Source organism: Polyangiaceae bacterium (assembly GCA_015075635.1).
Lineage (GTDB): Bacteria > Myxococcota_A > Polyangia > Polyangiales > Polyangiaceae > JADJKB01.
In genome coordinates, this window is sequence record JABTUA010000001.1 from 1,626,999 (window position 1) to 1,639,859 (window position 12,861).

9 protein-coding genes are annotated in these 12,861 nt (G+C 71.0%); 2 read left to right on the plus strand and 7 right to left on the minus strand.

Annotated features, from left to right (window positions below; translation table 11 throughout):
- Window positions 1–3: 3 nt before the first annotated feature.
- Genes HS104_07290 through HS104_07310 form a run of 5 tightly spaced genes read right to left on the minus strand, consistent with a single transcriptional unit; the run spans window position 4 to window position 7,872 of the window.
- Window positions 4–1,731: an ABC transporter permease gene (locus HS104_07290; GenBank protein ID MBE7479772.1), complete on the minus strand. Its 1,728-nt coding sequence runs from the start codon at window positions 1,729–1,731 to the stop codon at window positions 4–6.
- A complete protein-coding gene (locus HS104_07295) occupies window positions 1,728–2,861 on the minus strand; it encodes an ABC transporter ATP-binding protein (protein MBE7479773.1) in 1,134 nt (377 codons plus the stop codon). Before HS104_07295 ends, HS104_07290 begins: the two co-directional genes overlap by 4 nt.
- A gap of 23 nt (window positions 2,862–2,884) precedes the next feature.
- Window positions 2,885–4,984, minus strand: coding sequence for a hypothetical protein (locus HS104_07300; protein MBE7479774.1), 2,100 nt, complete (start codon window positions 4,982–4,984; stop codon window positions 2,885–2,887).
- Window positions 4,981–6,015 (minus strand): AAA family ATPase, encoded by a 1,035-nt coding sequence (locus tag HS104_07305; protein ID MBE7479775.1) that lies wholly within the window; start codon window positions 6,013–6,015, stop codon window positions 4,981–4,983. Before HS104_07305 ends, HS104_07300 begins: the two co-directional genes overlap by 4 nt.
- 36 nt (window positions 6,016–6,051) lie before the next feature.
- Window positions 6,052–7,872, minus strand: coding sequence for a hypothetical protein (locus HS104_07310; protein ID MBE7479776.1), 1,821 nt, complete (start codon window positions 7,870–7,872; stop codon window positions 6,052–6,054).
- 117 nt (window positions 7,873–7,989) lie between these two features.
- Here HS104_07310 and panB point away from each other — a divergent pair, with 117 nt between their 5' ends.
- Window positions 7,990–8,883 (plus strand): 3-methyl-2-oxobutanoate hydroxymethyltransferase, encoded by an 894-nt coding sequence (panB, locus tag HS104_07315; protein ID MBE7479777.1) that lies wholly within the window; start codon window positions 7,990–7,992, stop codon window positions 8,881–8,883.
- A 6-nt stretch (window positions 8,884–8,889) separates the two neighbouring features.
- Entirely contained in the window at window positions 8,890–10,785 is a 1,896-nt protein-coding gene (locus tag HS104_07320; protein MBE7479778.1) for a CocE/NonD family hydrolase, read from the plus strand.
- A 1-nt stretch (window position 10,786) separates the two neighbouring features.
- Here the strand turns inward: HS104_07320 and HS104_07325 are convergent, their stop codons facing one another.
- Together HS104_07325 and HS104_07330 are read right to left on the minus strand one after the other, a co-directional pair.
- Entirely contained in the window at window positions 10,787–11,938 is a 1,152-nt protein-coding gene (locus HS104_07325; protein MBE7479779.1) for a hypothetical protein, read from the minus strand.
- A gap of 243 nt (window positions 11,939–12,181) precedes the next feature.
- Window positions 12,182–12,802 carry a hypothetical protein gene (locus tag HS104_07330; GenBank protein ID MBE7479780.1) on the minus strand — a complete coding sequence of 207 codons (621 nt, stop codon included), beginning with the start codon at window positions 12,800–12,802 and terminating at the stop codon, window positions 12,182–12,184.
- Window positions 12,803–12,861: the final 59 nt, after the last annotated feature.

The window sequence follows — 12,861 nt, forward strand, 5'->3', positions numbered from 1 at the left end:
GACTCAGCTCTCCTGGGTCGGCGCTTCGGCCGGGGCCGCCTCGGGCTCGGGCTCGGGGCCACGCCGAGCTGCTTCTTCCTCGGCCGCGAGCATGGCGTCGAGCTTCTCCTGCGCCTTCTGGTGCTCCCGCACGACGCGGCGAGTGCGCGTCGCGGCAGCACCAAACAGGCCAAATCCCAGCAATCCCCAGCCGAACGCGCAGGCCGCGCCCGCCGCCAGCACCAGCTCCGAGTCCGGGGAGGTGCTGCCGATCTGCTTGAGCATCACGATCACGTAGGTGGGGGAGGGCGAGGCGAACACGAAGGCGCTGTCGCTGCCCTCGGTCAGTACGCCGGCCACGGCCATCGCCAGCCAAGGTCCCGCCGTGGTCAAGAACAACGCGGCCACCAAGAGCGCGCGGGGCACGCTGGTGGTCGAGGCGCGGGCCCGGGTCCAGGCGGCGAAGCCGGCCAGAAACAGGCAGTAGCCGGCGACGTAGCCGCCGAACGCGACGACCCGCAACGCGTTCTCCTCGGCGGCGGGCGAACGAGAGCTGAGCTCGAGGGCCACGCCGATGGCCATCTGCAGCGCGACGCACGCGGTGCCGACGACCATCAGCAGCGAACAGGCGCGGGTGATGCCGGGTCCGAGATAGCGACGGAGCTTGCCGACCCGCTGCCGGTCCCAGTGGATCAGCACCCGGCGCGAGGGGCCCAGGGGCTCGCCGGCGAAGACGAACGCCATCACCACCAGGAACAGGAAGGTCAGGCTGAGGGCGATGGCCACCGCGGCCCAGTAGTCCGACGGGACGGCGAAGGCCGGCACGACCGTGGCGATGGTGAAGGCCGGCGCGGCTACCAGGAACCAGCGCCGGACCCCGCTCGAGCGGTCGTCGCTGATGCCGCCCATGTTGGCGACGGTGATTTCGTACAGGAACCAGGCCGGCAGGGCGATTGTCGCGAGGGGCGCCGCCACCAGGAACGCGATGTATTCGAGGCCGAAGTCGGCGCGGACGTAGGCCGTGGGCAGCCAGACCGGCGCGCCCTTGGGGATCGCCGGCCAGAGGTCGTGGACGGCGATCGAGAGCACCACCCCGCCCAGCACGTAGATCAGCAAGGAGAGCGGGATGGCCACCAGCAGCGTGACCACGATGGCGACCGCGGTGCTGGAGAACTGCGAGCTGATGCTGAGCCCGAAGGCGACCGACAGCACGCCGAAGCAGAACAGCAGCGCGAAGGCGCACAAGACCTCCAGCGCGCTGACGCCGCCGAACAGGAAGGGCAGCGCCCCCACCGGCACCAGCATCACGATGTAGAGGGAGATGTAGCTGAGCGACGCCAGGAACTTCCCCTGGGCGATGGTGGTGGCGCCCAGGCCCGTGAGCGAGAGCGCCTCCCAGGTGCGACCGCCGCGCTCGCTGGCGATGGTGCTGGCCGCGACCGCCGGGCCGATCCAGGTGACCACGGCGAAGGCCAGCGAGAAGAAGGTGTGAAACAGCGCGACGCCGACCTTGGCGGGCTCGGTGGCGACGCTGGCCACGCCGCCCACGGCGCACATCAAGAGCGCCATCAGGCCGGTGATGATGGCCAGGATGATCGGCGTGCGGCCCAGGCGCGCGGCCTGGCGCATCTCCCGCATCCAGATCGGGTTCGGGTCGTTCCGGAGCTTCTCCACCCGGATGCGCGCGCGGTCGATGCGCCGCGACGAGGGCGGCGCGTCAGCCAGGGTCGGGCGGCCCGTCTGCGCGCTCATTGCAGATCCCCCCGGGTGACTTCCAGGAAGATGCGCTCGAGCTCGTTGCGCTCGGGCTCGACGCCGACGATGCCGACGCCGTTGGCGACCAGGTGGCGGACCACGTCGGCCACGAAGCGGTCGTTGCCGACGTAGTAGACCGTGAGCTGCCCGCCGGGCCCAGGCTCCACGCTCAGGATCCCGGTGCCGCCGGCGATCAGCGGCAGGACGACCCGCGAGTCCCCGAGCACGCGCAGGCGCAGGCGCTTGCGCGTGGACGACGGGATCTCGGCCCCGCCCGCCGTGATCACGGGTGCGGGAGCACCGGTCGCAGCGCGCTCCCCTGCGGGCGGAGGTCCCGGCTCGGGCACCGCCGGGACGAAGGCTTGCACCGGGGCCGGCGCTCCGGTTGCGCCGGGCTGCAGCCCCACCGCCTCCGCGGCGCGCTGCACCTCCAGCCGCTCGGCGATCTGACCGATGGGCCCAGCGACCACCAGCTTGCCGCGCTCCAGGATGCCCACCGAGGTGCACACGTCGCTGAGCTCGGTGAGGATGTGGCTCGACAGGAAGATGGTCTTGCCGAGCTCGCGGAGCTCGAGCAGAAGATCGCGGATCTCGATGCGGGCGCGGGGGTCGAGGTCGCTCGCGGGCTCGTCCAGGATCAGGATCTTCGGGTCGTGGAGCAGGATGCGGGCCAGGCCCAAGCGCTGCTTCATGCCCTTGCTGAGGGCCGCGACCAGGCGGTCTTGCAGGTTGCCCAGGTCGGTGAGCTCGATCACGGCGTCCACCACGCCGATGTTCGCCACCCGATAGGCGTCCGCGAAGAACTCCAGGTACTCGCGCACCGTGATTCGGTCGTAGACGCCCGCGTGATCGGGCATGTAGCCGATGATCCGCCGCACCTGATCGGGATCGACCGAGACGTCGATGCCGTCGATCTCGACCCGCCCCGCCATGGGGTCGAGCAGCGTCGCCATGATGCGGATGGTGGTGGTCTTGCCGGCGCCGTTCGGCCCGATGAAGCCGAAGATCTCGCCGTGGCCGACCTCGAAGCTCACGTCGCGCAGCACGTCCATGGAGCCGTAGCGGTGCCAGAGATGGCGCACGCGGATCGCGGGCGGCTCGATCAGCCCGGCGCTCGGCCCGGGCATGGTGACCAGCAGCGAGCCCTGGCTCACGGCACGCCTCCCACTCCGACCACCCGCACCAGCACCCGGTCGACGTCCACGGACAGGCCCGAGTCGGCCGTCTTGCCCTCGCCGCCCTCGAGCTGTCCGATCAGCGCCGGCGCGTCGTCCGGCCACCAGTTGACGTTGTTGTCGATCAGGTCGTCGAGGGCCTTCCAGGCCTCGCCGGCTCCCTTGACGTCGGCCTCGAGGGTCGCCGCGAAGTCCTGCGCGTCCAGATCCCGAAGGTTCAGCGTCCCGATGAAGCGCCGCCGGCCGATCTTCTTCGGCAGCGTGCGGCCGGCTGAGGCGAGCACGCTCTGCCCGTCCTCGATGCGCGGGAAGTAGGTGACCTCACCCTTCGGCCGCCACACCAACACTCCGATCAGGTCGCGGGCCGTGCGGTTCTTCACCTCCACGTCGGTGCCACGCTCGATCAGGCTGACGCCTCCGCCCAGCGACGTGAAGCCGTCCTCGCGCACCACCACCGTCTGCCAGGGCTTGGCCTGGAACTTCTCCAGGCGGGCCCCGTCGCGATCGACGACCAGCTCCCGCGAGGTCTCGCTGGCGTCGTCGCCGGCGACGTCGAGCACGTTGCCGCGATCCGAAGCGCGCACGAGGAGCTGCTCCGCCGCCGAGGCGTAGAAGCCGCGGAAGCGCGTGACCGCGCCGCGGGTCATGCCCGCGCCCGCCTCGATGAAGGTCAGGTGCCGAGCGCGTCCGGAGACGCCCTTCGCCATGGCGCCGAGCACGACGATGGCTGCCATCGTCGCTCCGGACCAGATCGGCAAGTGCCAGAGCGCCCTGAGCGGCTTGCCCTTCTTGGAGGCCAGGTAGAAGTTCAACGGACCCGCCAGCATCGAGTACGCGATCAGGAGCAGCAGGGCGACGACGATGGCCCAGCGCGCGCCCTCGTTCGGATCGAGCTGCTTCCTGATGCTGTCGAGCGCGCCGCTGTCGAGGGCGGTTGCGGCGTGCGGCAGCGCCACCGACACCTGTCGGTCCCAGGCGTGGCGCACGAGGTCCACGATCTTGAGCCGCGCCCACTCGTCGCTCGCGGCGGGGTCCTTCGTGGCGTCGAAGCCGAGCAAGGTCAGCTCGCCCATGCCGTAGCTGGCCGTCGCGCCCCAGGGGCTCGGGCGCAGGTTGCCGCCACCGTAGCCCGTCAGCTTGACCTCGGCGCCCGGCGACGCGCGCTTGACGACGTTGCGGGGCGCGTAGCCGTAGCTGCCCCCGGTGTCCGTCGGCACCACGAACTCCGCCTGGCCGCCGAAGCCGGCAGGCGGGGGCGCGGGCTGGATGTTGGCGCCGACCATCGCCGACAAGATGGGTGAGCGCAGATCCTCCGGCCTGGAGATCACCACCGCCAGCGAGCCGCCTCCCAGGACCCAATGGCAGAGCGCGTCGAGCTCCGCGCCCTGGAGCGCCGTGAGTTGATCGCTCTTGGCCAAGATCAGCGTGGCGGGCGCGTAGCCCGCCGCTCGGTCCGGCAAGACCGGCTCCCCGGTCGCGGCGTTCACCTGCGGCGACGCCACTCCCAGCGAAGGCGCGCTGTAGCTGTAGCTGGAGCGGAACGGTGCGGTATGCTGCGCGGCCACCCGTTTGCCGCGAACGCCGGGTCCGATGCGGCTCGGCATGCTCAGATCGAACAGCGTCGGCTCGAGCGGGCGCGGATCCGGGAGATTCGCCGAGGCGAGCTCCTTGCCCTTGCCGTCGAAGGCCTTCACGGCGAGCTGCGGCGGCGTGTGCATGAAGCCGTGGGTCGGCAGCTGGAGCGTCACCCGCCCCTTGCCCGCCACGGCGAACGGAGCGCGGGTGCGCAGGCGCTTCTCGCCGCGGCTCCAGCTGAGCTCACTGGTCAGCTCGACGTGGCCCTCGAGCTGCTGCTCGGTGGTGTTGACCAGGCGCACCACGGTCGAGAGCCAGCGCTCCCCCGCTGGCGAGCCCGGGCCGAGCAACGGCACGGCGTCGAGCAAGAGGGCCGCTGGGCCAGCGGGGGCAGCGGGTCCGGCGCCCGGCGCGGGCTCGGGATCCTGGGCGCTCGCCAGCACGGTCGAGAGCAGGAGCGCCAGGAGCGCCAGGAGAGCGCGGACCCGACGCACGCTCATCGACTGCCTTGTACGACCTGCTCCACTGGGCCCGGGCGCGTCGGCACGGCGCGCGTGAGCTCCTCCACCACTTGATCGGTGGTCAGGCCGTCGGCCTCGCCCTCGAAGCTGCGGATCATGCGGTGTCGGAGCACCGGCGGCGCGACGCGTTGGATGTCGGTGAACGCCACCTGCGCCCGGCCTTCGAGCAGGGCCAGCGCCTTGGACGCCAAGACCAGCGACTGGCCGCCGCGCACGCCGGCGCCGTAGCGCAGTCCGCGCTTGACGATCTCGGGCGCGGTCGGGGAGTCGGGCGAGCTGGCGCCGATGAAGCGCGCGGCGTAGCGCAGCACCGGCTCCGCCACGGCGATGTCGCGGCACAGGGCGCGCAGCGCCAGCACGTCGTCGCGGTGCAGCACGCTCTTCGGGGCTTCCACCTCGTGGCCGGTGGTCCGGGTGAGGATCGCGGTCAGCTCGTCCTCGCTCGGGTTGGGCACCATCACCTTGAGCAGGAAGCGATCGAGCTGGGCCTCCGGCAGAGGGTAGGTGCCCTCCATCTCGATGGGGTTCTCGGTGGCCAAGACGAAGAACGGCTGGTCGAGCACGTGCCGGGTGCCGGCGATCGTGACGGCATGCTCCTGCATGGCCTCGAGCAGAGCGCTCTGGGTCTTGGGCGTGGCGCGGTTGATCTCGTCGGCCAGGATGACCTGCCCGAAGATGGGGCCGCGATGCAGCTCGAAGCGCCCCGTGGCGCTGCCGGTCGCGTCCATCACCAGCACGTTCGTGCCAGTGACGTCGCTGGGCATCAGATCCGGGGTGAACTGGATGCGCGAGAACTTGAGCTCGAGGCTCGACGCGAGGGTGCGCACCAGCAAGGTCTTGCCGAGGCCGGGGGCACCTTCCAAGAGCACGTGCCCGCCGGCGATCAGGCCCCACAGCACCTGATCGACGACGGCGTTTTGCCCGACGATCACCGTGCCGATGGCCTCTCGGAGCCGGGCGGATGCGTCGCGGGCCTGGGCGAGCCGCGCTTCGAAGGTGCTCTGGGTCATGGGACCTCCGGAGCGTAGTCGGAAATCAGCCGCTGCTCACGGCTGGAAATAGCGGCCCACTTGCTCGCGGTACTCTTCGGGGACCTCGGAGCCCTCGACCCCGCCGAGCTCGCTCGGCCCTGCCTGCCCGAGCGCGCCGGTGCCGGCCTGGTTCGCCGTCTCACCGGGGCGCGACGGCGCCCGACCGAGCGTGCTGCCTTGCATGGGCGCGCCGGGGTTGAGCTTCGCGCCGGCCTTCGCCCGCAGGCCCTTCGCGTCGAGCTCTTTGGTGTTGCCCTTGTGATCGCCGGTGCCGAAGTCCTTCTTGCTGCCGGGTCCGCCGGAGCCGTCGCCCTTGTTGCCCTTGTCGCCCTTCTGGCCAGGGCCCCCCGGGTTGCCCTTGTCCCCCTTGTCGCCTTGGCCGGGGCCGGGCTGACCGTTGCCTTCCATCGGCACCGGCGCCATCCCGCCGAGCCCGCGCTCCGCTTCGGCTCCGCCCTTCTCCGCGTCGCCGAGACCCTTCTCGCGCTCGCCTTCCTGGCTCGCGTCGGGCTTGGCCAGCTCCTTCAGCTGCTCCTCGAGCGCCTTCTGTCCTTCGGGCGTGCCGAGACGCTTGGCCAGTTCGTCGATCTGCTCCTTGGTCATCGGGTTGGCGCCGCCGGGCTGCTGTTCCATCTGCTTTTGCAGCCGCTCCGCCAGGCGCTTGCGCTCCTCTTCGCTCATGCCTTGCAGGGCCTTCTCCAGCGACTCCGCCAGGCGCTTCTGCGCTTCGGGGCTGCCGCTCTGGCCGAACTCCTCCAGGTCCTTCAGGGCCTCTTCGCTCAGCTTGCCCTTCAAACCCTTGGCCAGCTCGCGCAGCGCTTCGGCCTTGGCTTCGCGTTTCTCGAACAGCTGCTGCTGCTCCTCGAGGGCCTTGGCCAGCTCCTTCGCGCCCTTCTCCCGCGCGGCCTTCTCCGCCTCCTTGAGCGCTTGCTTGGCGGCCTCGCGATCCGCCTTCTCGGCCTTGTTGGCCAGCTCCTGCATCTTCTTGTCGAACTCGACCAGATCGCCGTCGCCCAGGGCCTTCGCCGCGTCTTTGGTGGACTTGTTGTCGGCGAGCTTGCCCACCGCCGCCTCCAGACCAGCGCGGTTCTTCTGATCGCCGAGCTTGAGCCGCTCCGCGGCGACGTCGTCGCGGAGCTTGGCGATCTTCGACTGGGCCTCGCGCTTCTCCATGCCCTTGGAGAGCTGCTCGCGGAGCCGCTTCGCCTCTTCGGCGATCTGCTTCAGGCGTTCACGCTGCTCGGCGTCTCGCGCGTCGAGCTTCTCCAGGCGCTCGATCTTCTCCAGGCCTCGTAGGTCGGCGATTTGAACCAGCGAAGAGCCGGGCGGTGGCGGTGGCGCGGCGGGCGCAGGTGGCAGCGGGATCAGGCAGAGGTAGACCAGGGCGCCGGCGCCGGCGGGCGCGAGCGCGTGGAGCCAGGCGAGCACGCGCGGTCTCGCGCGCTTCGGATCGCCCTTGTCGAGGGCGTCGGTCGCGTCGCCGAGCACGACGGCGCGCGCTTCGTCGCTGCGCTCGCCGACCTCGAGGGCGGTGCTGATGGCCTCCTTCGCGTCGAGGCGGGCGTCGAGGTAGAGGGCGACGTCGGCGTCGCTGAGCCTGCGACGGAGCGCGACGAAGGCCGCGACCAGCACCCCGAGCAGGCCGAGCGCCGCGGCGAAGGGGCGCAGCGAGCCGAAGCGCTGCCACCAGAGGGCGGCGGCTGCGATCGCACCGAGCGCGAGCCCGATGGCCAGGCCCGAGAGGACCCAACGCAGCGCGAGGCGCAGCCGCACCTGGCGGGCCCAGCGCTGGAACAGTCGGCGGAAGCGGCCGAGCTCGGAATCGGCAGGCGGCATGCGGGTCCTATTCTGGGCCCTCGGCCCGCTTCTTTCTACGAGCGACAGGGGGGATAGTGTTCCCGGGTGACCCGGCCCAAGGGCCGGCATGGCCCATGTTAGGCTCCGGCGGCCCAAATGAAGCCCGACAAGGTCACGGTCCCGAGCCTGCGCGCCCGCAAGGGGGTGGGTCCGAAGATCGCGATGGTCACCGCGTACGACGCGACCCTGGGCCGGCTGCTCGACGAGGGCGGGGCCGACATCCTTCTAGTGGGTGACTCGCTGGGCATGGTCGTGCAGGGACACGCCAACACCCTGAGCGTGAGCGTCGAGGAGATCTGCTACCACGGCCGCGCCGTGGCCCGGGCGGCGCGCCGCGCACACGTGGTCGGCGACATGCCGTTCATGAGCTTCCAGGTCTCGCCGGAGAAGGCCTTGGAGAACGCCGGGAGCCTGTTGAAGAACGGCGGCTTCGAAGCGGTGAAGCTCGAAGGTGGCCTGGTGGTGGCCGAGCACGTGCATCGCATCGTGCAGGCGGGCATTCCGGTGATGGGCCACGTCGGGCTCTTGCCGCAGTCGGTGCACGCGATGGGCGGTTTTCGCGTGCAGGGCAAGGGTGAGGACGCCGCGGCCGGCGTGCTCGCCGACGCCAAAGCTCTGGAGCAGGCTGGCGCGTACTGCATCGTGCTCGAGGGGCTGCCGGCGACCGTCGCGCGGCGCATCACCGAAGCGGTGCGCATTCCGACCATCGGCATCGGCGCAGGCCCGCACTGCGACGGGCAGGTGCTGGTCTGCTACGACTTCCTGGGCATGTACGAAGACGTGCAACCGAAGTTCGTCAAGCGCTACGCCGAGCTCGGCGACGCGGTCGTCCGGGCGACGCAGAGCTACGTCAGCGAGGTGCAGTCCGGTGCGTTCCCCGGCGAAGCCCACAGCTTCGGCATGGGCAAGGCGCACAGCACCGGCGAGCCCACCGGCGCCAAACCCGTGGTCGCCTCCGAGCCACCGGGCTACGGCCCCACCGAGGACTGAGCGCGCATGAAGGCGTCGCGCGACGGCGATCCGAGCCACGCCGAGTACCTGGCGCTCCGCCCCGCGCGCTTTCGGGGCTACGAGCGACGCTCCGAGTACCTCCAGATGCGGGATGGCACGCGCATCGCCGTGGACGTGTGCCTGCCGCGCGGGAAGGGCGGCGCGAAGCTACCGACGATCCTGCGACAAACCCGCTACTTCCGCCGCTTTCGCGTGAACCCCGCGCTCCGGCCGCTGCTCGACGAGCTCACCCTCGATCCGATGAACGGCCCGATGCGGCAGCTCTTCACCTCCCGCGGCTACGCCTGGGTGGACGTGGACGCGCGGGGCTCGGGCGCCTCGTTCGGCGAGCGGCCGTGCCCGTGGTGGCTCGACGGCGAGGTCGCCGACGGCGCCGACATCGCCAGCTGGATCGTGAAGCAGCCCTGGTCCAACGGTCGCATCGGCTCGACCGGCGTCTCCTACGAGGGCACCACGGCAGAATTTCTCGGCATCACCGGGCACCCCGCGGTGCGCGCCGTCGCGCCGCGCTTCTCGCTCTTCGACGTGTACGCCGACGTCGGCTTCCCGGGCGGGCTGCACTCCTCGTATTTCACCCAGGCCTGGGAGACGGCCAACGCCGCGCTCGATCGCAACCAGGCCGGCGAGATGGTCGCGCTCGTTTACATGCTGCAAGCGCACGGCCTGCTCCCGCCCGCGGTCGCGCGTCGCCTGGACCACCCGGCGCTCCGTCGCGCGCTGGGCCGCGTGATCGACTGGGGCCTCGGCGGCGTCGCGGGCACCGACGACGATCCGCGTGGCGAGATCCTGACCGACGCGCTGCGCGCGCACGCCGACAACTACTACGTGCACGATGGCGCGAGCGAGGTGACCTTCCGCGACGACGTGCCGACGGACGCGCCGATCCCCGGCAAGTCGAGCGAGTACTTCAGCCCGCACTCGTACGTGGCGCAGCTCGCGAAGGTCGCCGTGCTGAGCTACGGCGGCTGGTTCGACGGCGGCTACGCCAACGCGGCGGTCAAGCGCCACGCCGCGCTCGAGCGGCTCGGCGCCGACAGCCGCCTGCTCATCGGCCCTTGGGTCCACGGCGGTCAGCTCGACCTCGATCCGGAGGCGCCCGGGCGGCGCGCCTCGTTCGATCATGCCGCGGAGCTGCTGCGCTTCTTCGACGCGCACCTCGTCCCCGAGCAGTCGCCGCGCGCGCAGGCGCCGCGGGTGCGTTATTACCTGATGGGCGAGGGTCGCTGGTCCACGGCCCCGAGCTGGCCGCCCACCGACGCGCGGGTCGCGAGCTTCGGCTTCGCGCGCGGTCGCCGGCTGCTCCGCGACGGAGTGGGACAGGGGCGGGACACCGCCAGCATGCCGCTCGACGTCGGCGCCGGTCAGCGCTCGCGCTGGCGCACCCTGCTCTGTCCGTTCCTGGTGGCGGACGGGCGCGGGCGCTCGCCAGAGGGGTACCTGGTCTTCGACTCCGAGCCGCTGTCGGCTCAGCTGGTCGTGGCTGGGCATCCGGTGCTGGTGCTGGCCCTCGCGTCGAGCGCGCCGGACTCGGCCATCGTGGTGTACCTGGAGGAGGTCGAGGCTTCTGGGGCCTCGCATCTGCTCAGCGAGGGAGCCCTGCGCACGCTGCACCGCACGCGGCTCGTCGAGGACGGAGCGCGACCGCCGTGCGTGGAGGCGAGCTTCCTGCGAAGAGACGCGCGCACGCTCGCGCCGGACGAGCTCGCCACGCACGCCATCGAGCTCCTGCCGCTGGCCACGCGATTTCGGGCCGGCACACGCCTGCGGCTCGTGCTGGGCGCCGCCGACGTGGATCACTTCACCACGCCGCCGGGGCCACGTCCGGTCCGCTGGGCCATCGAGCTCGGGGGGTCGCGGTTGCTCCTGCCGGTGGTCGGCTGAGTCAGGGCCTGGCCGTCGCCACCGTCAGGTCGTCCACCCAGAAGGACTGCGCCACCGGCGAGCCGTCGCCGATGTACGGCAGCATGGCGAACTGGTTGAACTTCAGCGTCGCGTGTGCGCTCGTGCGCATCAAGATCTTGTCGGACGCGATCAGCGTCACGCCGTCCTGCACCCAGCGGATCTTGCCGTCCGCCACGCCCTTGCCGCCCTGGATCGAGTTCATTGCGAAGTAGACCTCGACGAAGTGCCAGTCGCCCTTGTAGCTCGGGCCGGCGGCATCGACCCATGCGTTCGCAGCCGTCCAGCTGCGCGAGCTGTACCAGGTGCCATTGCCGTTCGAGAAGCAGTCGCGGCCCTGGAGATCGCCCAAGAGGCCGTTGCAGGCGCAGACCGAGCGGTTCTCGGTGAACGGATAAGTCGCGAAGTTGCCGTTGCAGCCGGCGAAGCTGTCGTCGTTCTTCAAGATGCAATTCAGGTCCACGTTCTTGCTGTCTTGCAGCCCGAGGAACGCCTTGCCGGCCACGACCTCCATGTAAGTGGTCAGGTAGGTGTGCGAGGGACCGACCCAGTCGCCGTCCAGGTCGTTGATGAAGTGGAACATGTGCGGGTGATACGGCTTGCCGGAGCCCACCCAGTTCGAGCTGAGCTTGAGCCAGAAGCTCGCGTAAACCGTCTCGCTGGGCGTGATCTTGTGGCGCGCCGGCTTGCCGGCGGAGCAGGCGGTGCCGCCTTGGGCGAACGCGCACTGGAACGAGCTCGTGCTGCCGGGAGCGTGCTCGGTCTGGCTGATCGTGCCCTGAGAGCCGTCGTACCAACCGCGGGCGGTGAAGCTCGCGTCGTCGAACTTCTCCTGGAAGAGCACCGTGCCGCCGCCCGGGATGTCGCCGTTCGCGCCGCCCCCGGTGCCGGCGCCGCCGGCGCCCGCGCCGCCTCCGCTGCTCGCGCCGCCAGTTGCGCCGCCGCCGGTGCCGCTGCCACCAGTGCCGCCGCTGCTGCTACCGCCGGTCGGGGTGCCGGCGCTGCCGCCGCCGCTCGGTGCGCCACCCGTGCTGGGGGTGCCGCCGCTCCCCGCGCTGCCGCCGCCGTCGTCGCCACCACACGCGGCCAACGCCGCCCCGAGCCCCACCACCCACCCGAGCGACCTGCCCGTCATGACCCAAGCGGAGCACGAGCGCGGTGCCGCCGACAAGCCCGGGCAGTCTCGATCGGTTCTCCGCGAGTCGAGCTGGGTCGCCACCACCGGCGGGGAAGTGGTGCCCCGGGGACGGGGCGGTGGAGAGGTACTGGGCCGCACAGGAGCAAGTGCCATCGAGCCTCTACGGGGGCAGGAGCCCGAGGGCGGTGATCGACGCGGAGTCTGTCAAAGAGCAGGTCGGCGCGAAGGCCTCGGCACGGGTCACGCAGGCGCCGGCGGGAGCCGGCGGTCACTCGAGTTTCGAGGGGTCTCTGCGGTGGCCTTGACTGTGCAGAGCCAGATGTCGCGCATCAGGTCGCGCCAGGGCCGCCTACGCTGTTCGTCGCTGCGCAAAGTCACCCCGCGCCAGAGCGCGAGCAGCGTGTATGCGATGCGCCGCAGCACCATCACGACGACCGTGGCTCGCGGGTTCTGTTCGATCCACGGATGATGGTCCTCGGCGAAGGCGCCATCGAGAAGCTGATGGGCAGTCTCGACGCCCCAGTGGCGCCGTACGACGAGCAGCCACTCGGCATCGGTGAGACGAGAGCGTGGCAAGCTGGAGACGAAGTAGCGGTTGTCGTTCGCGACCCGGACGCCATTGGAGTCGAGGGTCTCGACCTCGACGCGGAGCACGGTCCTGAGATGCTCCCAACCTTCCGGCGCGGCAAGGGCTTCACCGAGGTAGATGCGCCGCACGACGGAGCGACTGTGGTCGAGATCCGTGCTGGTGGCGGCGGCCTGGTCAGGCTCCAGGCCACCCATCCAGCGCACGGCCTCGGTGTGGAGGGAGGGTTGGGTGCTCTTGACCGCAAACAGGTAGTGAAGTCCGAGGTCGCGCACCGCCCGAGCGCCAGCGACGCCCGCGTGGGTTGCGCGGGTCGCGGACCTCGTCGAGGCGC

Coding starts and splice junctions, on each gene's coding strand:
- HS104_07290 (MBE7479772.1), bottom strand. CDS start 1,731: ATGAGCGCGCAGACGGGCCGCCCGACCCTGGCTGACGCGCCGCCCTCG.
- HS104_07310 (MBE7479776.1), bottom strand. CDS start 7,872: ATGCCGCCTGCCGATTCCGAGCTCGGCCGCTTCCGCCGACTGTTCCAG.
- HS104_07295 (MBE7479773.1), bottom strand. CDS start 2,861: ATGCCCGGGCCGAGCGCCGGGCTGATCGAGCCGCCCGCGATCCGCGTG.
- panB (MBE7479777.1), top strand. CDS start 7,990: ATGAAGCCCGACAAGGTCACGGTCCCGAGCCTGCGCGCCCGCAAGGGG.
- HS104_07300 (MBE7479774.1), bottom strand. CDS start 4,984: ATGAGCGTGCGTCGGGTCCGCGCTCTCCTGGCGCTCCTGGCGCTCCTG.
- HS104_07320 (MBE7479778.1), top strand. CDS start 8,890: ATGAAGGCGTCGCGCGACGGCGATCCGAGCCACGCCGAGTACCTGGCG.
- HS104_07305 (MBE7479775.1), bottom strand. CDS start 6,015: ATGACCCAGAGCACCTTCGAAGCGCGGCTCGCCCAGGCCCGCGACGCA.
- HS104_07325 (MBE7479779.1), bottom strand. CDS start 11,938: ATGACGGGCAGGTCGCTCGGGTGGGTGGTGGGGCTCGGGGCGGCGTTG.